At 34.6% G+C, this 22,484-nt stretch carries 25 protein-coding genes and 1 pseudogene; 20 read left to right on the forward strand and 6 right to left on the reverse strand.

Annotated features, from left to right (window positions below):
• The 5 genes and pseudogenes from D2K40_RS01950 to D2K40_RS01970 form a co-directional block, all read left to right on the forward strand.
• A pseudogene (locus D2K40_RS01950) lies at positions 1 to 387 on the forward strand (iron-containing alcohol dehydrogenase); the annotation flags it as partial.
• A 955-nt stretch (positions 388 to 1,342) separates the two neighbouring features.
• Positions 1,343 to 3,154 carry a group II intron reverse transcriptase/maturase gene (gene ltrA, locus D2K40_RS01955; RefSeq protein WP_117152458.1) on the forward strand — a complete coding sequence of 604 codons (1,812 nt, stop codon included), beginning with the start codon at positions 1,343 to 1,345 and terminating at the stop codon, positions 3,152 to 3,154.
• A gap of 323 nt (positions 3,155 to 3,477) precedes the next feature.
• On the forward strand, positions 3,478 to 3,759 hold the full coding sequence (locus tag D2K40_RS01960; protein ID WP_117152460.1) for a hypothetical protein: 282 nt from the start codon (positions 3,478 to 3,480) through the stop codon (positions 3,757 to 3,759).
• A 156-nt stretch (positions 3,760 to 3,915) separates the two neighbouring features.
• Positions 3,916 to 4,698: a GNAT family N-acetyltransferase gene (locus D2K40_RS01965; RefSeq protein WP_117152462.1), complete on the forward strand. Its 783-nt coding sequence runs from the start codon at positions 3,916 to 3,918 to the stop codon at positions 4,696 to 4,698.
• A gap of 139 nt (positions 4,699 to 4,837) precedes the next feature.
• Entirely contained in the window at positions 4,838 to 5,371 is a 534-nt protein-coding gene (locus D2K40_RS01970; protein ID WP_117152464.1) for a hypothetical protein, read from the forward strand.
• 190 nt (positions 5,372 to 5,561) lie between these two features.
• On the opposite strand, the gene D2K40_RS01975 is transcribed toward D2K40_RS01970, so the two are convergent.
• The gene (locus D2K40_RS01975; RefSeq protein WP_117152467.1) at positions 5,562 to 6,050 is read right to left on the reverse strand and encodes a CotY/CotZ family spore coat protein; all 489 of its coding nucleotides are present in this window, start codon (positions 6,048 to 6,050) and stop codon (positions 5,562 to 5,564) included.
• 304 nt (positions 6,051 to 6,354) lie between these two features.
• Here D2K40_RS01975 and D2K40_RS01980 point away from each other — a divergent pair, with 304 nt between their 5' ends.
• Positions 6,355 to 6,966, forward strand: a complete 612-nt coding sequence (locus tag D2K40_RS01980) for a hypothetical protein (RefSeq protein WP_240324906.1) — start codon at positions 6,355 to 6,357, stop codon at positions 6,964 to 6,966.
• A gap of 121 nt (positions 6,967 to 7,087) precedes the next feature.
• Here D2K40_RS01980 and D2K40_RS01985 read toward each other — a convergent pair whose 3' ends face one another.
• On the reverse strand, positions 7,088 to 8,368 hold the full coding sequence (locus tag D2K40_RS01985) for a glycosyltransferase (RefSeq protein ID WP_117152471.1): 1,281 nt from the start codon (positions 8,366 to 8,368) through the stop codon (positions 7,088 to 7,090).
• A gap of 655 nt (positions 8,369 to 9,023) precedes the next feature.
• Here D2K40_RS01985 and D2K40_RS01990 point away from each other — a divergent pair.
• From D2K40_RS01990 to D2K40_RS02005, 4 genes are all read left to right on the forward strand, one after another.
• A complete protein-coding gene (locus D2K40_RS01990) occupies positions 9,024 to 9,563 on the forward strand; it encodes a GNAT family N-acetyltransferase (protein WP_117152473.1) in 540 nt (179 codons plus the stop codon).
• 327 nt (positions 9,564 to 9,890) lie between these two features.
• A complete protein-coding gene (locus D2K40_RS01995; RefSeq protein WP_117152475.1) occupies positions 9,891 to 10,115 on the forward strand; it encodes a hypothetical protein in 225 nt (74 codons plus the stop codon).
• 806 nt (positions 10,116 to 10,921) lie between these two features.
• Positions 10,922 to 12,064, forward strand: coding sequence for a hypothetical protein (locus D2K40_RS16530; protein WP_188618764.1), 1,143 nt, complete (start codon positions 10,922 to 10,924; stop codon positions 12,062 to 12,064).
• Positions 12,065 to 12,282: 218 nt separating this feature from the next.
• Positions 12,283 to 13,008 (forward strand): nuclease-related domain-containing protein, encoded by a 726-nt coding sequence (locus D2K40_RS02005; RefSeq protein ID WP_117152477.1) that lies wholly within the window; start codon positions 12,283 to 12,285, stop codon positions 13,006 to 13,008.
• A gap of 231 nt (positions 13,009 to 13,239) precedes the next feature.
• On the opposite strand, the gene D2K40_RS16305 is transcribed toward D2K40_RS02005, so the two are convergent.
• Complete coding sequence (locus D2K40_RS16305; protein WP_162879110.1) at positions 13,240 to 13,416, reverse strand: hypothetical protein; 177 nt, start codon at positions 13,414 to 13,416, stop codon at positions 13,240 to 13,242.
• 34 nt (positions 13,417 to 13,450) lie between these two features.
• Positions 13,451 to 13,684 (reverse strand): DUF3953 domain-containing protein, encoded by a 234-nt coding sequence (locus tag D2K40_RS02010; protein ID WP_162879111.1) that lies wholly within the window; start codon positions 13,682 to 13,684, stop codon positions 13,451 to 13,453.
• A 283-nt stretch (positions 13,685 to 13,967) separates the two neighbouring features.
• Here D2K40_RS02010 and D2K40_RS02015 point away from each other — a divergent pair, with 283 nt between their 5' ends.
• The 5 genes from D2K40_RS02015 (at position 13,968) to D2K40_RS02035 (ending at position 16,383) form a co-directional block, all read left to right on the forward strand.
• Positions 13,968 to 14,462, forward strand: a complete 495-nt coding sequence (locus D2K40_RS02015) for a hypothetical protein (protein WP_117152481.1) — start codon at positions 13,968 to 13,970, stop codon at positions 14,460 to 14,462.
• A gap of 4 nt (positions 14,463 to 14,466) precedes the next feature.
• Positions 14,467 to 14,778: a hypothetical protein gene (locus D2K40_RS02020; protein ID WP_117152483.1), complete on the forward strand. Its 312-nt coding sequence runs from the start codon at positions 14,467 to 14,469 to the stop codon at positions 14,776 to 14,778.
• A gap of 49 nt (positions 14,779 to 14,827) precedes the next feature.
• Positions 14,828 to 15,088, forward strand: coding sequence for a hypothetical protein (locus tag D2K40_RS16585; RefSeq protein ID WP_229666572.1), 261 nt, complete (start codon positions 14,828 to 14,830; stop codon positions 15,086 to 15,088).
• Between the two features lie 222 nt (positions 15,089 to 15,310).
• Positions 15,311 to 15,595: a hypothetical protein gene (locus tag D2K40_RS02030; protein WP_117152485.1), complete on the forward strand. Its 285-nt coding sequence runs from the start codon at positions 15,311 to 15,313 to the stop codon at positions 15,593 to 15,595.
• Between the two features lie 239 nt (positions 15,596 to 15,834).
• Positions 15,835 to 16,383 (forward strand): DUF3231 family protein, encoded by a 549-nt coding sequence (locus D2K40_RS02035; RefSeq protein ID WP_117152487.1) that lies wholly within the window; start codon positions 15,835 to 15,837, stop codon positions 16,381 to 16,383.
• A gap of 94 nt (positions 16,384 to 16,477) precedes the next feature.
• On the opposite strand, the gene D2K40_RS02040 is transcribed toward D2K40_RS02035, so the two are convergent.
• The gene (locus tag D2K40_RS02040; protein ID WP_117152489.1) at positions 16,478 to 16,822 is read right to left on the reverse strand and encodes a DUF4181 domain-containing protein; all 345 of its coding nucleotides are present in this window, start codon (positions 16,820 to 16,822) and stop codon (positions 16,478 to 16,480) included.
• 351 nt (positions 16,823 to 17,173) lie between these two features.
• Entirely contained in the window at positions 17,174 to 18,658 is a 1,485-nt protein-coding gene (locus D2K40_RS02045) for an MDR family MFS transporter (RefSeq protein WP_117152491.1), read from the reverse strand.
• A gap of 214 nt (positions 18,659 to 18,872) precedes the next feature.
• Between D2K40_RS02045 and D2K40_RS02050 the strand changes: the two genes are divergently transcribed.
• The 5 genes from D2K40_RS02050 (at position 18,873) to D2K40_RS02065 (ending at position 22,411) form a co-directional block, all read left to right on the forward strand.
• Positions 18,873 to 19,175, forward strand: a complete 303-nt coding sequence (locus tag D2K40_RS02050) for a phasin family protein (protein WP_117152493.1) — start codon at positions 18,873 to 18,875, stop codon at positions 19,173 to 19,175.
• Between the two features lie 57 nt (positions 19,176 to 19,232).
• Positions 19,233 to 20,885, forward strand: coding sequence for an ABC1 kinase family protein (locus D2K40_RS02055; protein ID WP_117152495.1), 1,653 nt, complete (start codon positions 19,233 to 19,235; stop codon positions 20,883 to 20,885).
• A 121-nt stretch (positions 20,886 to 21,006) separates the two neighbouring features.
• Positions 21,007 to 21,306 (forward strand): TIGR04104 family putative zinc finger protein, encoded by a 300-nt coding sequence (locus D2K40_RS16790; RefSeq protein WP_117152497.1) that lies wholly within the window; start codon positions 21,007 to 21,009, stop codon positions 21,304 to 21,306.
• A gap of 182 nt (positions 21,307 to 21,488) precedes the next feature.
• A complete protein-coding gene (locus D2K40_RS16690) occupies positions 21,489 to 21,623 on the forward strand; it encodes a hypothetical protein (RefSeq protein ID WP_268237302.1) in 135 nt (44 codons plus the stop codon).
• A 140-nt stretch (positions 21,624 to 21,763) separates the two neighbouring features.
• Positions 21,764 to 22,411 (forward strand): SDR family oxidoreductase, encoded by a 648-nt coding sequence (locus tag D2K40_RS02065; protein WP_117152499.1) that lies wholly within the window; start codon positions 21,764 to 21,766, stop codon positions 22,409 to 22,411.
• The last annotated feature ends 73 nt before the right edge of the window (positions 22,412 to 22,484 follow it).

A 22,484-nucleotide genomic window follows, 5' to 3' on the forward strand; every position in this document is an offset into this window, starting at 1 on the left:
CATATTGCTCACGGACGTGCCAATGCAATCTTGATGCCACACGTTATTCGTTATAACGCTAAAAAGCCAACAAAATTTGTTTCATTCCCTAAATATGAGTATTTTGTTGCTGACAAACGCTATGCAGAAATCGCTAGAGTATTAGGCTTACCAGCTAGCACAACTGCTGAAGGTGTAGAAAGCTTAGTGCAAGCAATTTATAAATTAGGAAAAGAACTAAACATTCCTATGAGCATTGCTGAAAACGGCGTAGACAAGAAAGAATTCGAAGCGAAGGTAGATTACTTGGCAGACCGTGCATTTGAAGATCAATGTACTCCTGCTAACCCTAAATTACCATTAGTAACTGAATTAGCAGATGTTTACCGTAATGCTTTTAAAGGCTAAAACTGTTTCACCCCTTAAAGTTTCTATATAGAAAAGCGTCATGATCATGAGATCATGACGCTTTTCATTTTTATAAAGGTTGTTTCACACCATAAAATTTGTTTGTATTATTCACAAGGTGTATTGGTTATTTATGTTAAAATAAATATAACTATGTGAAGAAATGCACTTAAACTGACGTGGCAGATATATTGTGCGAAATGTTCCTAGCTTAAATTGAGGATGGTCACATTTCTCTGGTAAAGGCTAGGCAATTCCTTGTGGAATTGAAGGATTATATCGAAGAATCAAATGAAGAGGTAACGCTCGGAGGGGTTCTCTCTTAGTCGATTAGCACTGGATTCAGTAAGGTTGACAGTGTTAAGAGCTCGGTGAAAAGGCGTTAGAATTTACCGTAACAGTGAAGTTTAGCTGACGAAAGCCTACCCGCGGGGGTGGTGTAAATCATGATGCTTGAGTTGAATGGATATGGTGAGTATGCGAATATACCTAAAAGAAAAAGGTTAAGCTGACAAACTTCTGAATGTACGGGTCTAAAACTGCAATATATAGAAATGTGTATATCACCAAAATGTGAGGTTAACTGTGGATGAGTAAGACTAACATATATGAAAATCCATGATACGTTGCAGGCGTATGAAAGTTAACAGGCTTACAGGAAGCACCTAAGTCCATTCTATAATAGATATAATTCAACGTTGTAAGCTGATAACGTGGAGGACTTACTTCTGATGAAATGTTAATAAGGAAAGCCATAATGACAATAGTTATTGTATAACTTATTTTTGTATCAGTGAAAGTGGTGGTACGGTACCAATGAAGTGTCTAATCAACACAGAGGGATAGCCACTAGACTAATGAAGAATCATTCAACCATGTAAGGCAGGTCTTTATCGGTTAATAAGGTTCTCGTGAGACTAAAAGAGGTTTAACTCCGAAAGGGGTAGCCAACTTATTGAAACGGAAGAAACTGAGGCATAACGAGTATTACAATCTACAAGAGTATTTCGATACTCTTTACGCTCGTAGTACCAATGGTGAAAAATTTTATGGATTAATAGAATTGATGAGTTCTAATGAAAATATACGTCTTGCCTATCGAAATATCAAAAGAAACACTGGAAGTAAAACGGCAGGAACAGATAAATTAACAATTAAAGATATTAGTCACATGTCAGTGGAAGATGTAATAGTAAAGGTTCAAGAGATGTTTCAATCATATGAACCACAAAAAGTTAGGCGTGTTTTGATTCCAAAAGCAAATGGTAAGACTCGACCTCTAGGAATCCCAACTATATGGGATAGGATTTTTCAACAGTGCATTATGCAAGTATTAGAACCTATTTGTGAAGCGAAGTTTCATAAGCATAGTTATGGATTCAGACCGAATAGAAATACTCATCATGCGAAAGCAAGATTTGAATTTCTAATCAATCAATCTGGGCTTCACCACTGTATTGATGTTGATATAAAAGGCTTCTTTGATAATGTTAATCATAGTAAACTCTTAAAACAAATTTGGTCTTTAGGCATAAGAGATAGGTCATTAATCGCCATTATCTCAAAACTACTAAAAGCTGAAATTCACGGTGAAGGTGTACCATCTAAAGGAACACCGCAAGGTGGTATCCTCTCTCCACTACTTTCAAATATTGTTTTAAATGAACTTGATTGGTGGATAAGTAATCAATGGGAAACTTTCACACCAGACTTTCAATACAAAACAAATGGGATTAAATATCAAGCACTAAAGAAATCTGAACTAAAAGAATGTTATATCGTCCGATATGCAGACGATTTCAAGGTTTTATGTCGCACACGTTCACAAGCATTCAGAATGAACTACGCAATTAAAGATTTCTTGATGACTAGACTACACCTCGAAACTAGTGAAGAAAAGTCTAAGGTAATAAACCTAAAGAAAAATTCTTCCGAATTTCTTGGGTTTTCCATAAAGGCAGTGAGAAAAGGCAAAACGAGGTTTGGCTATGTAGCCAAATCAAATATGTCGAAGAAAGCCAAGCTAAATGCTTCTAACAAAATGAAAGAAGCAATCAAAGCTGTTCAGAAACATCCTAGTAATCAAACCGTATGGAATTTTAACACAATCGTCATGGGAATACAAAATTACTATTCAGCAGCCACTAGAATTACGATAAATCTTAATGAGTTAAACTCTTATCTACGAAAAACGATGTATAATCGCCTAAAGATTCTTAGAACTGACGCAGCATTTCATGACATGACCAAGACATTACAAAAAAGGTATAAAGGATACAAATGCAAACTGTATAAGATACAAAAGATGGTATTTGTACCCATTCATGCCCAAAAATATAAAACGAATTTATGCTTTTCCCAGGATACGTGCAATTACACGACCGAAGGTAGACAAAAGATACACAAAGGGTTAAAAGCTATAAATAAAGATGTTTTATCTTACATCATGAAAAGTTTTATTCCAAATCGGACAATTGAATATAACGACAATCGAATAAGTAAATTTATCGCTCAGTATGGTAAGTGTGCCATTTCTGGAATAGAACTAGGTCTAAATGATTGGCATTGTCACCATAAGCATCCGTATCATCTTTCAAAAGATGATTCATTCTCTAATCTAGTAATACTGCATGAATCGGTCCATAGAATAGTACACATGAAAGACAATGATAAAATTATAGCATTAATAAAAATCTTAAATCTTTCCAAAAAGCAAATAGAAAAACTTAACGAACTTCGATTACATTGTCATAATCAAACAGTTTGATTTCCAAGAAAGCAAAGTCAAATCTAGAAAATACATAAGATTGAATGAATTGGATTAGTTGGAACGCCGTATGCGGTGAAAGTCGCATGTACGGTGTGAACGGGGGGAAAAGGGAGTGATAACTTCAAACCCTTACCTATCCGTATGAATAAGGGATTATGGAAAGGAATGTACTAAGTTCAAGAAATTCCAAGAAGAAAATAAATGGAGTACGTTCTTAAAGCAGAAATAAGGGAAGCTTTTGTACCATGCTACTTTCATTAAAGAAAAGGTAGTTTAGTATATTAGTTATAATTGTAAATTAAATTATAGGGGTTGAGAAAATGAGAAATAAAGCTAAGGTTATATTGTATATGATTTTAGTAGTACTCTTTTTATGGGGTGGAATAGGAGTAATAGATTATTCTCGAGTAAAAGGATTTGAAAAGCCAATATTCATAATCGCAACAAATACCGCTGATGATGGTGGTTCTGGAGTATATAAAGGTTTAGGGTATTCTTTTGTGATTGAAGGAAATTTTATGCCAGAAGATGACTTTCCGGGAGTAACCTATTATGAATATTACATTTTTAGAAATCTTATTGATACAGGAATCAGAGATTAGAGAAAACGATGATAAATGTTTACTCATTGTGAACAAAATTATTTAAACAAATGAGTGGCTTTAATGGAACAAGGAGTTGTTAATGTAGCAGATCCTATTGCTTATTAAACAAAAGAGCAGGTTAATAAAAGTGTGATAACTAAAGGAGTTCGCTAAATGGAAAAATGTACATTACTAAATCGAATGTTAGAAATGGAGAATGATTATGTAAGTTTATTTTCTGAAGTAATTGAAGAAGAAGATACTATTAAATTCATAGATTCTGAACTACCAAATATGTACACTCATAATTTTAGCTTATATAAATCAAATCAAGGTTTGCTTGAATTTATTATTAAACAACTTGAAAAAAATGAAACGAAGGAAAAAGGCTTTTTAAGGGTAGAGACACCTTATCGAATAAATAGTGAACATTTTGAGAATTTAAACGTTAAACCAGAAGTGAGTACATATGAGCTTATGTACATTGAAACTAAAAAGTTTAAAGGACTTAAAGGTAACAAAGATTGTACCATATTAAGAGCTGGAGATAATAAGGTGTTAGAAGATGGGATTGCCGTTGATATTAATGCCAATCAGAAAGAAATGGGGTGCGATTTTGCACAGAAAAGAATAAATAGAAAGGCTGAGATTTACAGGAATGATGATAGCCCACTACAACTCTTTGTGTGTTATATTGATGGAGTTCCTATTGGTAATATTGAGTATATGCAGTTAAATGGAATTGTTAAATTAGAGGATTTCGATATCATAGAAGAGTATCAAAGAAAAGGTTTCGGAACATCAGTTTTAAGATATATAATTGAAAATGCTTATAACAATAGCACAGAGATAGCATATTTAATTACAGACAGTGCAGACTCTGCAAAAGAAATGTATAAGAAGAATGGTTTTATAAAAATTGGTGAAAAAACAGAGCTTTTATTCTTTTTAAAATAAAGCCTAACTTTATTTAATGATTTAGTCTGTGAATTATTGTACTTAAAGTAAAGGGTTATGAATATGTAAGAAAAGGCAGCTATTGATTCATGCTGAATATAGCTCTGCTTGTTGAGTTGAAGAGCAAGGAGTGAATAATATGCATATCTTTATAGGAGTTGTTGTAGTTCTCATATATTTTTGGGTATTTCAGCCTGCTAAATTACCTGTTTATCGTATAGAAAAAGATATTTTAAAAAAAATTAAATATGATAAGTTGATAGTATCAATTTATGAAATTTCTTTAAGGTTTATTAGGAATGGAATCTACTTTAAAGTGCCTTATCAATTACAAGTTCCTCCTATCAAAACAAATGGTAATACTTATTATTTCTTTGGGGACATTGGAAATTTTGGCTATTACGCAGAGAAACAAATCGTCAAAGGTGAACAGTCGAATCTATATTTAGTTTCGTGGAAAGACTTGTTTTTGGAATACCCAATTTTTTTTGTGCAATATCCTTCTGGTAAAGAAGAAATTTGGGATACAAAAATATCTTTAATAGAAAAGGCTGGAAATAAAATGACTTACCGAGTATCAGCTTTTACATTCAAGGAAGTGGGAATAGTTAAGATTAAAATTCCAAGTAAGGAAGAAGCGATCTTTAGTATAGATGTAAAAGAGAATTGTTAATAGCAATTGTTTTTAACGAAAGGATGCTATCTTTCTAATCGTGTTTGGTGGTCTTAAAAAATGAAAATGAACATAAAACGATAAAAAAATAAGCATCAAATTACTGTGCAATTTAATGCTCAATTAATAATTGATTTTTATTGTTTGTACTCCAAAACTGAAATACTTATCAACCTTCTTGCTTTGTTATTTATCTGTTTACAACAAATTCTGGTGAAATGCATTTAATTGATGTATAACAAGACAAATCTACTAGTACACATTCTCTTGTAGGGGTAACAAAGTCAACGTCACATAGACTGTCCGTTTCAACACAACTTGTTTCTGGATCAACAATAGATACATTAGGACGTAATAGCTGTAATACAGCACAATTTTGTTCACAATCTACTTTTACAACTTTAAAGAAAGTAGTGATGAAACAATCATCTGTTCCAATTTGTCCCCAAGTGAAAAATGGATGTCCATAAGGAGTCTGTAAAATAAATGGAATTACTTCGTGCAAGGTCGATCGATCAGGATTTAGTAGAGAACATGGATTAACTTTTACCTTTTGATAAGCTTCTTGCTTCTCTAGAATATCTAGAAGCATTTCACAAATACAATCTTTACAATCGTATTTTTTCTTATCGTCGTCTTTTATTTGTTCTGTACCTGCATCTTTCTCTTCATATAACAAACCGTTTCACTCCTCTCACACAAAAGACCTCTTATCTATAATATATAAATTCTATGGCTGTATGTGTTAGACGATTGTCCCCTGTCTATTAAAATGAGATATTAGCGGATTTTTTGAAAATGGCTTTCGATAAAGGCATCCGTAACATAGTATATAGAAACGTAGTTAGTGAGGTGAAATAATGTGCGATAAATGTGGTCATAAGAAGTGCTGCTGTATCGGTCCTCCAGGAAAAAGAGGTAAAAAAGGTACTGTTGGACCACCCGGCCCCCCTGGACCGCCTGGACCTAAGGGTGATAGAGGGATGAAAGGTCGAAAAGGTGAACAAGGCCCACCCGGCCCCCCTGGAGCAAAAGGAGAACCGGGTAGAAAAGGACCAAAAGGCGATCAAGGCCCACCGGGACCACCCGGACCAAAAGGAGAACCAGGAAAAAAAGGACCAAAAGGCGATCAAGGCCCGCCCGGCCCACCGGGACCTCCAGGACCTCCAGGACCTCCAGGGCAACCTAAACCTTTATGCTGTCATTTCATATTAGAGCACGCCACACAATTGGTGCCTTCAGCTATAGTAGGCTCAACGACTGTAGAAAAAATTTTGTCAGCAGATATTGTTAAGGTATGTGATGGAGTAGTTGTGATTTGTGGTATATTGAAGAAAAAATTAAAGTACCAGATGTTTTCTAATGGTAATAGAGTTAATAATGAATTAGTTGACGAAGTACCTTTTAATTGTTTGATTGATCGAGAGGATATTAAATCAGGAGACGATTTTAGAATAAGTGTGTTAGAGATCATTTGTGAGGTTACAGGATCAGAGGCTAATTTTGCATCTAATAAAGAGACGGATGATACAGTGGCGTTTCGATATGTTGAAAAAGATGTTATTAAAGTTTGTATTGAAAAGAACGAAGCTTAGAGTTTATGATCCATATTTTTATCATTTTCTTATGTGTATGTTATGTGGTAAAAAATATATGAAAACTCCCTTTTTGTATGAAAACAAAGAGGGAGTTTTTGTTAAGAATAAACCTCTTACATCATAGCATTGGTTTAAGTTGATTAACCCATATCCATTGAGGGCTATAGCGAATTCTTGCTTTCGTTTTGGAATGGATTATCTGATTCTCGCGCATTAAATTAGTAATAATTTCTGCATGTTCCTTTAGATATGCTGCTTCTGATGGCTGGTATTTTTCATGCGTATCATACCCGAAATTCCTTGCATCCCACTTCATAAAGTAAGCATTTAATTGTTTTCCTATCTCCTCTAAAGCAGGAACTCTCTCATTTAAAACGAGAAAATTGCCTTTACTTGCAGCTTCTAATACAGTTAGACCAAACGATTCGGAGAATGAAGGACATATAAAAAGGTTTGAAAAGGAGAATAACTCCAAAACACCTTGTCTAGGAAATCCATTTTTGTAAGCTTCTATATCAGAAGTGAAAAACATATCCTCTTCATCTAAGCCAAAAGAAATACCAGTTGATTTGATAAATTTTTTATACTTACCAGAAGCAATATCACCGCTTGGGAAATCACAAAAAATCACTTGTACTGTCTTTTCGCAGTTTTTCTTTATTGCCCCACACAAAGCAGCAACTTTCTCAAATTTCTTCCCTTGTGTCAGTCTACCAGGATATACTACTAAAATTTCAGGTGAAAATAAATCCACTTCATTTGCTAGTGTTTTTACAGCGTCACTTGTATAACTCAAAAGATCAAGGCTATTATTAACTACTCTGCAAAGTCCTTCTGGCACATCATATTGTTTAGCTAATGCTGGAATGCCTGATTGTGTAGGGTAAACATATAGTGTATTTGGCATTGGAGAAAATCGTGCTGTAAAGGGCCATTCCATATTCTGCGGACGGTTTACTGGAGCTGAATGTGTAAAAGCAATAAATTTTAAATCGGGTAGCTTTTCTTGGGCTTTTCTAACAGCTATATTATGAATGAAATGCCAACCTTGATAGTGGATATCATGCATGATACAAGCATCCACATCAGCTAGTTTTTTAACTAAATCGTCAGCAATTACATCGGCTTCTTGGTAAAATGTATCATGGACTTTACCATTTGCTTGGGTATAATCTCGCCAATGTATTTGTTTACCATTCAATCTGTTAACTACTTTTCTCCATTCAATTCTATCATCTAGGAAAATGCCATACCGTGTATCGAGTGAACAGTCTTCACTTACAAGCATTACTGGTGTAATCTCATCATGTAACATCATTCTTAGCTGTTCTGCTACTACGTTAACTAAGGAATAAGTGCTATCTAAACCGTTAAACATCGTTAAAAGTGCTACTTTCATTTCATTACCTCTCTTTCCAATAATAAATCCAGGTGCATTTCTTTTAAAATATGAATTATATTTTTCTATTATTCATTTAAATGAATAGCGTCAAACTCTTCATAGTATATGATTTTGATTTAAAAAAGGAACTGCGAAAGGGTGTTGTAATTAAACTCGCAACGACCCTTACTGCTCACATAATTACAGAGTGATTTAAAGATCATCCTCGTATTCACTGTTGGCATACAGATGAAATGTTTTCTAATTTTCAAATCACAACAGGGAAAAAGGGAAATACGATAATCTTTGTTCAGATGATTTAGATACGGATATAATTAAGGGTTATTGTTTATTCAACACATTAAAGTCAAAACAATACTTTCAGATTCGATAAAACCGGCAAAAGCACCTTATCGCTAACTGGCTCCATCCCCTTGAAATTTAACTAAGTTGGACATAAATTGCATGTTGGCGCTTGTTAATTTGGACACAATTGAATAATTAAAAATTTAGATTTATTCCATTTATTAAAGTATAATTGGTTATTTATGTTAAAATGTAAAAAGAGATGTGAAATAATTACTTAAACTAGGGCAGTGGAGTTGAAGAAGGTATTGCTTAATGTTTCGAAGTGAATTAAAGTAATCAGAAATAAATTTTTGGAGATAGCGAGATGAAAATAAACAATTTACCGATAGTACAATTAAGAGAGTTAACTCTGGAAGACGTAGAAGACCGTTATCATTGGTGTTTAGATAAAGAACTGACAAAACACTTAAATATGCCAGAGAAGTATCCACCTTTTAGCAGAGAAGAAACTCAAAATTGGATTAAGATGTGTATGAATAAGACAAACGGATATGAACAAAAAGCCATCCTAACAGAGGAGGGAAAACACATTGGGTGGGTTGATTTAAAAAACATAGATAAGTTAAATAAACATGCTGAATTAGGTATTGCTATTGGCGATAAAAACTATTGGGGCAAAGGTTTTGGACTTGCAGCAATGAGAGAAATGCTAATATGGGGATTTAATGAACTAGAACTAAATAAGATTTGGTTAAGAGTTGAAGTGGATAATAAAAAAGCAATCAAATCTTATAAACGTTCAGGCTATGTAGAAGAAGGAATTTTAAGACAAGACCGTTTAAGAAATGGAGAGTTTGTTGACCGGTTAAGAATGAGTATTCTTAAACAAGAATTCTTTAAGTAACAGGTGGCGATTGTTTAATAAAAGAGCAATCGCTTTATTGTGCTATTTGGTTCCCCAAAAAATATGGATGGGGTTTTTCGAATACAAAGAATGCTTGGAAAACAATTACTATTGGTGGGTTAATTATTATAGGAAGTACATTCATTTAGTAATATAGTCTTGTATTAGGGCGTAATAAGGTAGGTTGTTAATGTCGCAGCTACTATTGCTTATTGAGCTAACTGGCAGGATTATAAAAGAATTAAAGAATTGAATATTCTAGAGATCTACACTTTAGTCATATTCTGATAATATTGATGATTATTCATATTTACGGGAGGTATGGGGATGAAAAACATATTTAGGATAGATAAAGTATTAATTGTTGCATCCGTTCTTTTGGTATTAGGATTTGTTATTCGTTTAGGCGCTGATTATTATAAATACCAGAATACTATCAATTCTACACCGTTCTATGTTTTTATAATTGGTAGAAGTATAGTTTTTTTGTTGCCGAGCATAATTTGCTTTAGCGCTGCTAAATATGTAAAAAAGCTAAATCACATAAAATAAGTATCAGGGGAGTTTTTCTTGAATTAGGAATTGTATTCTTGTTCAACGTAGCAGGTTAATTAAACTAATATAATCATCTTTGATAAACAGACCCAGGTGGAATGTAGCATTGTATCTAAATGTTGAGAATTAGATTGAGAGACTTCTAATTCAATTATGAGAGTATCAAACTTTATAACTTTTTATCCCGGTGTAATCGTCCGTAAAACTCCCACTTCAAAACATCGAGAAAAATCAAAGTCGTTTAAGTGGGAGTAAACGGACGCTAACACCCCGAATGGTTCAGCTAACAATCAGTGGGGGAGGACAAAAAACCCCACTGATTGAAGGTTCACTTTATATGAATATTTCAAAAGAAAATTAACATAAAAACAACTAGTTTTCTTTTTCAATTAACGGATGGATTAGCTTAAGAAGGGTTTATATATAATATTAGTATGGCTCAGTTCAGAATTGAACTGGGTTATTTTTTTGTAAACAAAATCGCTGCAATATAGAGTTCTGTTATAGGTAACTATCCGGTTACTTAATAATCTTTTTTCTTTTGGTTAGTGTTTCAGCCTTTCCCGATAAAGTAAACCTACATAACATATTAAAACAGCAGTTAAAGGATAGTAATTTATAAGTAGTTTTAAAGTTAAAAACAACAATCGAAAGTGGTGTGGTGCTGCATGTTAATGCTGGGTAATTTTCTTAATTTAATTATTTTCCTTTAAAAGGCTGTTGCATATGCATTTTGTCCAATCAAATATGCAGTACATTAATATTATGATATTGAAGTTTACTAAAAGGGAGTGAAATCAAAAATGGTATGTGATTCAAATACAACAACGCTATTTTTTCCATCTACTCAAATGGTCAATGGTTGGCAAATCACCTATAACGAAATAGAATCAGATCCTCCTACTAATACTTTTTGCTATGATGTTGAACCTGTAGGTAATCCACAAGATTTAAGCCATTTTACTGTAGGAATTGATGAGACAAATTGCCCGAATTTGCTAGACGAGTTGGAGGATGACGATCTATTTTGTACACGTTCAGATAGCTTAGATCTTGTAGAGTGTGAGGTTGTGAGAGACCCAGCTACAGATGAAGTGCGAGGTTTCAAATTCGATGGGATAGAATTGGAGCCAGATGATCCAGATTTACCTGTAACATTTTGCGTCACAATTGATACAGAACAACCTTTATTCTTAGGTTGTGTTTTGGTTAGTGGCAAAGCGGGTGAAAACTCAGATACTGGAAATGAGACAATTCCAGGCCCATCTTGTACACCACCAATGACCACAACTACTACAACGAGCACAAGTACAACTACTACGACAAGCACGTCGACAACAACAACGAGCACGAGTACAACTACGACAACAAGCACGTCGACAACAACAACGAGCACGAGTACAACTACTACGACAAGCACGTCAACAACAACGAGCACAAGTACAACTACTACGACAAGCACTACTACTTCAACAACGTCAACGACCACAACTACTACAGTATGTCCAATAGCAAATCCACAAAGCTGTTGCCAACACGTGGTTGAATTTAAAACGCAAATTGTACCACCAGCACTAGCGATTAATGATGTTACTACTGATGTGTTTTTTAACCAGCCACCAGTAATAGAGCTAGTTTGTCCAGAAAAAGTTGTTGTTTGTGGTAAATTAACAAAGGTTATTAATTATACTGCAGTACTTGAAAACGGAGATCAAATCCCTAACACTCTAGTCGACGAAGCTTCATTCCAATGTGTGATCGATAGAGAAGATGCAAATGAAGGTGACGAATTTGACGTAGTTGGGTATGCTGTATTATGTGAAGGGACACCTAGATTGATAAACAGAGGTACCCGTCCAGCTTTATCGGCACCAGGTACTGAAGATGTTTATTGGAGACTTGTTGAAAAAGATATTATTAAGGTATGTATTAGAAAATCGGAGTGACTTGATGGTACCAACGAAGACTAAGTGAATTTTTGTTATACAAAATTAATCCTCTTGAATCGTTCTGGATTTGAGAGGATTTTTAATTTTTTTATAGGAAAAATTCATATTAAAGTATAGTTATTAAGCCTAGCAGGTGTTATAGTATGATGAGTATATTTTTAAGGGGATTTTAAGTGGTTTAAGATAATTAATAACATCAACAAGGAGCACTACCTATGCTAAAATTTTTTAAAAAGAGAAATAAAATGGAAACGAAAGATACACAAGTGAAGCCAAAGCAACAAATAAATAAATCGGTAACAGGTAGAAGTAATGATGAACTTGCAGCTGTGAAAGGGCAAATTGGTGAGCACAAAATTGCTATCCAACTCACGCAGATGCCAAAAGAATACCGTTACGTGAATGATGTGATGATCAAGAATCTAAAATCAAAGACGGGTTATTCTCAAATTGATCATATTGTGCTTACACCTTATGGGATTTTCGTGATTGAGACGAAAAATTATCAAGGAACGATCTATGGTGGAAAAGATAGAAAGACATGGCTTGTGAATGGAAAGTTCAAGTTCATGAATCCTTTTAATCAAAACTATGGCCACATTAAAGCGTTGCTACAGGTGGCTGGTAATAAGTATAAAGATCATATTATTTCAATGGTATCTTTCACAAAACGCTGTACTTTTAAAATTGACACGGAATTGCGAAAGATCACGTCGAATAATTTGATTATCTATGATATTGAATTATCGGAATTTATCCTAAGAAAATTAAATGTATTAAAGATAGAGCGGAAAAAGCCTTTATTAACAGAAGAAGAGATAGATCGAATCTATCAGGACTTACTAGATGCGAATATTACTGATCCGGTGATTCGGGAAAAACATAATGAAGCGTTGAATGCGAAAGCGGCTGGTTCAATCACACCTAACGTTGATCAATAGAATATAGACCTCCCTATTTACCCACGAGTGACTAGGAGAGGTCTATCGTTCGAACTAGATAGCCGATTCCTCTGGGGGAACCGCTTATTTATAGGCCACAGTTAGCGCTGTGGTCTATTAGTATACGATGCTCTTACTTGAATCATACCATAGCGTTAATATGTGTAGTGACATCCTCCTATCACTGAAACACCAAGTTTTCCTGGGATGACATCTCAAAGACAAAGGAAATCATTTATCTAATTTTTTTAGTAAATCAATGATTTCATTGTTTTGCTTAATCTGCTGGTCACTATTCTTTTTGATTTGATAAACCCAAATTAAAAGATATATTATGACTAAAGGTACTCCGACATATACAAATAAAATTGAGAATAAAGCGAATATATTAAAACTCATAAAACCCATAAATTCACCTCCCATGTAATGAATTGCAAGCACGTTACTTTTGTAAATAACTAAAAATAGAAGAAGATAGCATTATTAAAAATAACACAACATAAAACCAACCGCTTGCTTTTCGCTCTTTTTTAAATTCTTCTAATCCAACTACGAAAAAAGCTAAACCTAAGAAAAATTGCATTAAATAAATATATTCAAAGTTTTGCGTGATTACCCCATAAAAAATAAATGAAGTAACGATTATTGACAATACCACCAGTAAAATTCTCAGCAAAACCATCCTCTCTGTTTTTTGAAGCTAACCTTCCTATGATGTACATATATATATTAACATAAAATTCCATGTCACTATTATACTATTGAAAATTGATGAGTGTGCAATATTATATTAGTAAGTTGATTGAAACCTTTTCTCCTAAAGAACCGTAGTAATTACTAGGGAAAACTTAAAGTGTTATTTATTGCATTAGGTAAGAATGTTAGCAAAACAGAGAACGAAAATAAACGTGATATGTCTTATGAGATTGAGCAGGGTGATGAAATAAAGGAGTGTTTTTTTGTCAAAGGATAAAGTTATTGAGTTCCTTTTTAACGAAAAAAAATATCGAGTGGAGAAGTTTGTTATTCTACTTTTCTTTGGTATTGTATTTGGATATATAGTAATGGTATTTGAAATTTCTTTATTGGCTATGAATATAATTGTTTTAACGTTTGTATTGATTAGGTTAGTATTACAATTAATCTTTTACAATAAGATAAAGAATATTAAAACAAGTGCAATAAATTGGCTAGGAATTTTGATTTGTCTTATTGCTTTAATAGCGATGTCGTTTCTATATGTTGAACAAATGAAATTGAAGAATGCAGCTTATGATGTGATTGAAGATAAAGTAAATAATAAAAGTGTCACGATTGAGTACGTTGATGAGATGGACGAAGAGAATCTTTATGCTATAGGCTATACCGTTGCAGGTGAAGACGAGAGAAATTTGGAATTTTATTACTGGCAGGATAATGAATTTATTCCTGAAAATATAATAGACAGCGAGTGATTCTATGAGGAAGTTAAATAAAGAATATATGATGTGGAGTTTACTATTCTGTATTGTAATACCAATCTTTATTCCAAGTAACTTTTCAAATGAAGGTATGGGTAATTATTCATTTGGTTTCCCTTTAAAATATATAACAATCTATCAACGAGAGCCTAATAGTATGTGGTTTTTAGAAAATTTCTTTAATGGAAATGCTGGATTGGCAATAAACATTGTTCCTTTTGCTTTGAATGTATTTATTGTTTATTTGGTTGTAAAATCCGTAGCGGATAAAATTTATAAGAAAAAAGACTTAGATTCAAATGTTAAATAGAAAATATCCATCTCAAAAGTAAGCGTGATTAAATGAAAGGGAGGATAAAATGGATGAAACACAATGGGATATAAAAGAAGTAAAGCGTTTAAAAAAGAAGCAATTAGTTCAATATAATCTCTTGATGCTGTTGATATTCGTGTTGTTTGGTTACCTTGTTGAAAACAATAAGGAATTCGTCCTTAATGTATTTTTTGCCGTATTTTTTTGGTGGATTACAGCTATAATGCTGTACACGCTAAATACAGGAAAACCGATCGGTACAAAAACAAGTAGACGTTTGCAAGAATTCGACAGAGATCGTTTGTGAGAAAAACGTTGGAAGAGAAGAAGCATTATAGAGGTTGTAATTATCAGTGTTGTAAGTGTTGTTCTGACAGTCTTTTTGTTTAGTATGGATTTTAATACTGTAAGAATGGAATTCCCTAAAGATGTTTTCCCGCTTATCGGAGCCTGGGTAGGTCTTAATATTGGGGAGAGTGTTAGAATGAGTAACTTATAGTGTTTGCCGTTCAAAGGGGAGGAAATTAAAATGGATTTTTTGTTACTAATTATTTCAATCTTTTTATTATTATTTGCACTAACAAAAGTGTCGAAGGTTAAATATTCTAAGGATGCTTCCACTTTAAAAGAAGCTAAACTGAATGTCATTTCGCTATTATGGGGAGTCGTAATAATTGCAGCAATGATATTTATTCCTTATCAAGTTTGGACTATATCAGGAAGCTCAACTTATTGGGATGGAGCATACATACTTCTGGGAACAGGGCTTATAACCGCAATTTTTAGTTTCATTTTTTATTATAAAGTTAAATAACAGGTGACATAGTAGAGTAGGAGTTGTCAAAATGGCAGCTCCTATTGCTTATTGTATTAATGCAACAGAATAGCAGAATTTAAAATGGGACACAATAATTCTATATTTGGTTAGGAGTTATTATCATGCACTTATTCGTTTCCATTATGTACAACAAACCGGTTGATTTATTTTAACGTCTAATTGTTGTTGTGATACTAACAAGTAGCAAACCATAATCCCATAAAGGAGATGTGCGAATGACAAATATCGGGGAGTCACTTAAAAATGTATTGAATACTGTTGTTGATGATGAACCTAAAAATCCATTACATGTAGGGGAAGTGATGAATTTATGGACGTACTTAACGATGTTAGAGGAGGCAAATCGTTTTGTCGAAATTGCCTTAAATACAACAACAGATAAAGAGTTAATAGAAGCGCTAAAGCATAGTTGGAGTGATTGTAACAAGCAAGTGAAACAAATAAAAGCGTTATTTACTAAAGAAGGCGTTAGTTTACCACCAACTAGTGAACCAAAACCTAAATCAGAGCCGAATGATGTACCATTAGGAGTTAAACTAACGGACGATGAGATAGCGAATGGAGTTGTTATGAAATTAGTATCTGCAATTTCTCTTTGTGGGGTTGGACTTAGTCAATCGTTACGAACGGATATTGGAGCAATGTGGTATGACTTTTTAAATGTCCGAGTCAAGTTCAGTGGTTACTATATGCCAATTATGCGAAAAAGAGGATGGATTAAAGTTCCGCCTTATTATGTTCCTAATGGACGACCGGATAAATAGACCGAGGAATGTTCTTGAAATAAGGGTAGGTACAGTAGATTAAGGAGTTGTCGATTTGGCAACTCCTAGTGCTTGCTAAACTAATGCCAACCAGTTAGTTAAAAAAGATGATAGCAGTTATCCCTAATAAGACCCAAAGAAACGCTTCTAAAAGATAAGTTATAAATAATCTATTTTCCCTTTTATAGATAAATTGTTCGGCACTAAAAATTAACTTAACTGTTGCTCCAATAAACGGAAAAATAAAGAAAAAATTTGCATCTGAATAGATAAATACGATAAAAACATAAGCTATAAAAGTAAGAAAAAATAAAATAGCAAACCATTTACTTTCGGGTTTGTAGACCCAATTTCTCTTTGGTATATTACACTTTTTTGTCAAAAGTTTGTCTAAGTAAAAATATAAAATAATTATACTTATTATAACTAAATACCCCATAGAAATTCCTCCTAGATTAAACACACCTATTCACATTATTAATTTTATCTCGGTGTAATCGTCCGTAAAACTCCCACTTCAAAACATTGAGAAAAATCAAAGTTGTTTAAGTGAGAGTAAACGGACGCTAACACCCCGAGATGGTTCAGTTAACAATCAGTGGGGGAAGGACAAAACCCCCCACTGATTGAAGGTTCACTTTATATTAACATAAAATTCCACTACTGTGTTTAAAAAGGGGAGCAAGACAAAATAATAATTAAGTCCATAAAATAGGGGATGTTAAATGCAATTCGTTTAACATCCCCTAAATAATTTTATTTCATTTTTTTTGAAAGAGCTTAACCATCGTCACTTATTTTTTGGGAAAAGCAACGTGAATATAAATGAAATCAATGCGATAATGAATACTCCAATAAAAACACTATGAAATGCTGTTGAAAGGGTGCCTTGTAATAATTCCAATACATCTTGTGGCAATTGACTTCGAGATGTTTCATCTAATAAAACATCTGTATTACCAATCGAAAGGTCTGCGCCTTGGCTGGTCAAGAGCTGGTTGGTTCTTTGATTCAATATACCGCCAAGTACTGCTGCGCCTACTGTACTACCAATAATCCGCATAAACATATTCAGCGATGTTGCAGCACCGCGCATTTTCCAGTCGACACTGTTTTGTATGGCCACGATAAAGGTTGTGCTCGTTAGTCCCATTCCTATTCCGACGACAAAGGATGAGAATCCGGCATAGATCGGTCCTTTTCCAGGGTCAAGGTTAAGAAATAGCGTACCACCTAAGAGTAATGCCAAGCCACCTAAAATAGCTGTACGACGAAACCCGATTTTCAAGACGAGATGACCAGCAAGTGTAGCTGCGATTGGCCAACCAAGTGAAAGTGTGCTGAGCGTAAAGCCTGCAATAATCGGAGAGTAACCCATAACACCTTGTACGTATGTTGGTAGAAAGCTAGATAACCCAAGGATAATCATGCCTGACGTTAATGTTGCAAGGTTAGCAACAGTGATTAATTTATTTTTCCATAGATATAAAGGCATCATTGGTACTTTTGCTCTTGTTTCTTGCCATATAAATAACCCAGTACCTACGATGAAAGTACTAATTAGACTGATGATTTGGAGTGAGTTCCAATCCCAAGCTGAACCTCCTTGTACTAAAACAATGACGAGCGAGGAGATGGTGATAAAGAATAATCCAGCACCGATGTAATCGATCGATTTCTTTTCTTTCGTAACTTCTTCATGGAAGAATAAGAGGACGCCAATCAATCCGATAATACCTAAAGGGATATTCATCCAAAAGATCCAAGACCAATCTGCAAACTGAACAATAAATCCACCGAGAAGTGGTCCAATTACAGAGGAAATTCCCCAAACACTGGCTAAGTATCCCTGTATTTTTGCTCTTTCTTCAATTGTGTACATATCGCCGACCATGGTCGAAACGATTGGATGGATCGCGCCTGCTCCAATCCCTTGAATGATTCTAAAGACAATCAACATCGTCATTGTAGGTGCCAAGCCACAAAGAATGGAGCCGATTAGAAAAATCACAACACCTATAACGAAAATCGGTTTTCTGCCATATAAATCAGCAAGCTTTCCATAGATGATGGTTGTCACAGCTTGCATTAACAGGAAGGAAGAAAACACCCAACTATATAAAGAAAAACCCCCGAGATCAGAGACGATATTAGGCATTGCCGTTGCAACGATTGTCCCTTCGATTGCGCCCATGAACATAGCGATCACTAATGCCGTTAATACGAGCGGCCGATGGGTTTGTTTGGATTGATAATATTCGCGTAATTTATTCATATGTAAAGCCTTCTTTCGCGTTTAAACTATTCCTCTAATGTACCTTATACAAGAAAAAAATCAACCTGTAAGTAGAAAGAAAGGGGAAATAGGTGTGTTGTACGTGTTCGACATATATAGACAAATTGCGGGAAGTGACAGGCACCGCCCTGGTCTGATAGAATGGGGGTATATACAAATTGTAAAATAATCCATTTTAGAGAGGCGGAGTAAAATGAGAGATACATTGAGAAAAGGTATGGCACTTGGTTTGGGTTTAGCGGCAACAAGTAAAGAGCAGGCTGAAAAGATGATCGATGAGCTTGTTAAAAAAGGTGAATTAACGAAACAGGAATCAAGTCAATTTATTGAAGATCTATCGAAGAAAGGGGAAGAGTCTCAAAAAGCGATTGATGAGAAAGTGCAGAAGAAGTTCACACAACTAATGTCCGATTTGAAAGTAGCTACGAAAGAAGATGTTACAGCATTAGAGCGTCGTATTCAACAATTGGAAGATCAATTGAACAAAACAGAGTAAAAAGTATTTTTGGTATGAAAGGAGGGGTTTCCTATTTTTAAGAGAAGAATCAGGTACATGCAGCGTTACCGAGAAATAGCGATGGCATTTTCTCACAATGGATTTGGCTATATCGTTAAAGAATTAGGATTATACGAGCTCCTTTCCTTACCAAGACGCTTATTTCTTAATGAGCAAGAAACACATAGAAAAACGACTGGAGAGCGGGTCCGATTTTTCTTAGAAGAATTGGGCCCGACATTTGTAAAAATGGGGCAATTAGCTAGTACGCGATCAGATTTAATCCCTCCTGACATTATCCAGGAGTTAGAGAAACTACAAGACCACGTCCCACCATTTACATATGACGAAGTAAAAATGATTGTCGAAGAAGAACTTGGGGAGGATATGGATCAGATTTTTGATGTGTTTGATCAAACCCCTCTAGGATCAGCCTCAATCGGGCAAGTCCATTACGCGGTGCTTAAATCAGGTGAACGTGTTGCGGTTAAGGTGCAGCGTCCTAATATTGCCAAAAGAATTAAAACCGACTTAGAAATCCTCCAGCAATTAGCGGTGCTTGCTGAGCACAGATTAACCTGGGCAGCCAATTATCAGATTAAAGCAGTGGTTGATGAATTTTCAAGAGCCATTCTAGCAGAACTGGATTATAATGTGGAAGGGCGCAATGCCGATAGAATTGCGAAACAATTTGAGGATGAATCAACTATTTATATTCCAAAAATATATTGGGAACATACATCGAAAAAAGTGTTAACAATGGAATATATCAAAGGGACAAAGTTAAATAACTTAGATGCAATCGCCGAGGATGGAAATGATGCCAAAGTTTTGGCTGAACGTGTTGCACATTCTGTCTTCCAGCAAATTTTAGTTGATGGCTTTTTTCATGCCGATCCACATCCGGGGAATGTGACAGCATTACCGAAAGATGTTGTAGCTTTTATTGATTTTGGCATGGTAGGTCGCCTTACCCCTGATATGCGAACGCATTTTTCTACATTAGTAATTGCATTGATGCGTCAAAGTACAGATGGTGTGATTAAAGCTTTAACACAAATGGGTACGTTGCCAGATGATGTGCATATGGACCGATTACGGCTGGATGTGGATGAGCTAAGAGATAAATATTATGATGTTCCGATGAGCCAGGTTAGTCTTGGGGAAGCGGTTAATGATCTATTTACGGTAGCAAATTTACATCGCATTCAGATACCAACTGAACTAACATTGGTGGCAAAAGCCCTTCTTAATATGGAGGCAATGGTAGAGAAGCTTGATCCTGAAATTAGTATTGTTAAGATTGCTGAACCATTTGGCCGTCATTTGTTGAAACAACGGTATCATCCGAAAAAAATTGCAGCAGATTTATTTGATCAATGGAGTGAAATGGAAGATATCGTAACTGATTTACCAAAACAGCTACACAAGCTAGCTTCAATTTCTAAAAATGGCAAAATACCAATCGAAGTTAATTTGCCAAAAGCGGAGTGGGCTGTTAGAAAGTTAGATCGAATTAGCAACCGAATCTCGTTTAGTATTGTGTTACTTTCGTTTAGTATTATTATGGTTGGATTAATTTTAGGCTCAGCAATAAGTGGACAAGCGTCATTGTTGTGGAGTATTCCAGCGATCGAAATTGGGTTTGTGATAGCGATTTTAATGTTCCTATGGTTACTCTATTCCATTTTTCGATCAGGCAGGTTTTGACTACTCTTAATAATCAACACAACAAGCACTGCATTAGAACTATCTGTTCATAATGTAGTGCTTGTTTTTACTGATAGGGTTTATTTTTTAATCAGACAAACAGATAAAAGGTGGTTTTTTTATGCAAAAGTGTAAAGATTGTAATGAAAAATTCAGTTGGAGTACGGTCTACCGTTCGGTTTGGAAGGGGAGAGATGACTTAATTATTTGTGAAACATGTGGTGCGAGGCATCGCTCAAATATTCGTAATCGATTCGTAAATACTTTTTTGGTTATACTGCCAATGATAATTTTTATGAACTATTTCTCCCCTTCTGATAATTTTCTAGTAACTATTGCTCTTGGAATTGTTGTTGGTTTCTTTGGATCTCTGCTAACTCCGTTTTTGTATACATATAGGGTTGATAATGAAAATACTTAAACAAGGATCAATTACATATCTTAGCAATGGTGTTCTTTTAGAAGTTAAATTAATTTAATATATTAGTATTTAACAATCTAATTTTGGAAGGAATCTGACTTATTATGTTTAAAATGATACAGATGGGTAATTGAATAAATGGAGGTGATTTTATCAATTGGGTAAAAGGATTAAAGTCAGCAGTGATTAGTGTTGTTATTGCACTTATATTCACTTATTTAGCTAGTCTTGTTATTCCAACAGAAGAGCTAGTTTGGGCTATGATTGCAGTTACATTTGCTTCTTTCTTTTCCGGATTCTTCTCTGCTCAGAATTGAAGATCACTTTTTTAAAAGCGTATCTTGATTATATAGATACGCTTTCGTCATGCAGTTATAATCATAAGATTAGATTCCAGATGGTGGATATATTATGATGGTAGTATAGTTTATTCCAAATATCGAAAGGATGAGATGACTTGAAAGTACTAGTAGTCGGAGCAAATGGTCAGATCGGCAGACATTTGGTTGATTTTATTCAAGATAGTGGCAAACAAGCAAGAGCAATGATTCGGAAAGAAGAGCAAGCATCTTACTTTATAGATAAAGATGCAGAGACAGCTGTCGTTGATTTGGAACGTAGTGTAGAGGAGATTGCAGAAGCGGCTAAAGGCGTTGATGCGGTTGTATTTACAGCAGGATCTGGGCCGCATACTGGTAAAGATAAAACGATTTTAGTTGACTTAGATGGAGCAATTAAAACAATGGAAGCGGCTGAAATGGCTGGTGTAAAGCGTTTTGTACTTGTAAGTTCGTTTGATACACGACGTGAAACATGGTTGGACGCACCAGAAGGGTTTAAACCATATGCTGCAGCAAAATATTATGCGGATGTCTGGTTAAAATCAAGTGATTTAGATTATACACTTGTTCATCCAGGCGGACTTACAAATGATCAAGGAACAGGAAAAGTTGAAGCTGCTTCAGAAGTGGAACGAGGGAAAATTCCACGCGAAGATGTAGCACGTGTCATAATTAACTGCTTAGAAGAAGAATCAACAATTGGGAAGGAATTTCAAGTAGTTTCAGGAGATCAACCGATTGAGGATGCAGTTAAATCTGTTTAATGATGTATAGTTTTTTGAAAAAGGATTAGGTGCTACTTAGATGTAGTGTCTAATCCTTTTGTTCGTTTATGTT

The sequence above is a fragment of the Paraliobacillus quinghaiensis genome (assembly GCF_003426025.1).
GTDB lineage: Bacteria > Bacillota > Bacilli > Bacillales > Amphibacillaceae > Paraliobacillus_A > Paraliobacillus_A quinghaiensis.

Coding starts and splice junctions, on each gene's coding strand:
- D2K40_RS02005 (WP_117152477.1), top strand. CDS start 12,283: ATGCTAAAATTTTTTAAAAAGAGAAATAAAATGGAAACGAAAGATACA.
- D2K40_RS02045 (WP_117152491.1), bottom strand. CDS start 18,658: ATGAATAAATTACGCGAATATTATCAATCCAAACAAACCCATCGGCCG.
- D2K40_RS16305 (WP_162879110.1), bottom strand. CDS start 13,416: ATGGGTTTTATGAGTTTTAATATATTCGCTTTATTCTCAATTTTATTT.
- D2K40_RS01990 (WP_117152473.1), top strand. CDS start 9,024: ATGAAAATAAACAATTTACCGATAGTACAATTAAGAGAGTTAACTCTG.
- D2K40_RS01985 (WP_117152471.1), bottom strand. CDS start 8,368: ATGAAAGTAGCACTTTTAACGATGTTTAACGGTTTAGATAGCACTTAT.
- D2K40_RS16790 (WP_117152497.1), top strand. CDS start 21,007: ATGCAAAAGTGTAAAGATTGTAATGAAAAATTCAGTTGGAGTACGGTC.
- D2K40_RS02020 (WP_117152483.1), top strand. CDS start 14,467: ATGAGGAAGTTAAATAAAGAATATATGATGTGGAGTTTACTATTCTGT.
- D2K40_RS16530 (WP_188618764.1), top strand. CDS start 10,922: ATGGTATGTGATTCAAATACAACAACGCTATTTTTTCCATCTACTCAA.
- D2K40_RS01970 (WP_117152464.1), top strand. CDS start 4,838: ATGCATATCTTTATAGGAGTTGTTGTAGTTCTCATATATTTTTGGGTA.
- D2K40_RS02040 (WP_117152489.1), bottom strand. CDS start 16,822: ATGGGGTATTTAGTTATAATAAGTATAATTATTTTATATTTTTACTTA.
- D2K40_RS01980 (WP_240324906.1), top strand. CDS start 6,355: ATGAAAGGTCGAAAAGGTGAACAAGGCCCACCCGGCCCCCCTGGAGCA.
- D2K40_RS01995 (WP_117152475.1), top strand. CDS start 9,891: ATGAAAAACATATTTAGGATAGATAAAGTATTAATTGTTGCATCCGTT.
- D2K40_RS01965 (WP_117152462.1), top strand. CDS start 3,916: ATGGAAAAATGTACATTACTAAATCGAATGTTAGAAATGGAGAATGAT.
- D2K40_RS02055 (WP_117152495.1), top strand. CDS start 19,233: ATGCAGCGTTACCGAGAAATAGCGATGGCATTTTCTCACAATGGATTT.
- D2K40_RS16585 (WP_229666572.1), top strand. CDS start 14,828: ATGGATGAAACACAATGGGATATAAAAGAAGTAAAGCGTTTAAAAAAG.
- D2K40_RS01960 (WP_117152460.1), top strand. CDS start 3,478: ATGAGAAATAAAGCTAAGGTTATATTGTATATGATTTTAGTAGTACTC.
- D2K40_RS02050 (WP_117152493.1), top strand. CDS start 18,873: ATGAGAGATACATTGAGAAAAGGTATGGCACTTGGTTTGGGTTTAGCG.
- D2K40_RS02035 (WP_117152487.1), top strand. CDS start 15,835: ATGACAAATATCGGGGAGTCACTTAAAAATGTATTGAATACTGTTGTT.
- D2K40_RS02030 (WP_117152485.1), top strand. CDS start 15,311: ATGGATTTTTTGTTACTAATTATTTCAATCTTTTTATTATTATTTGCA.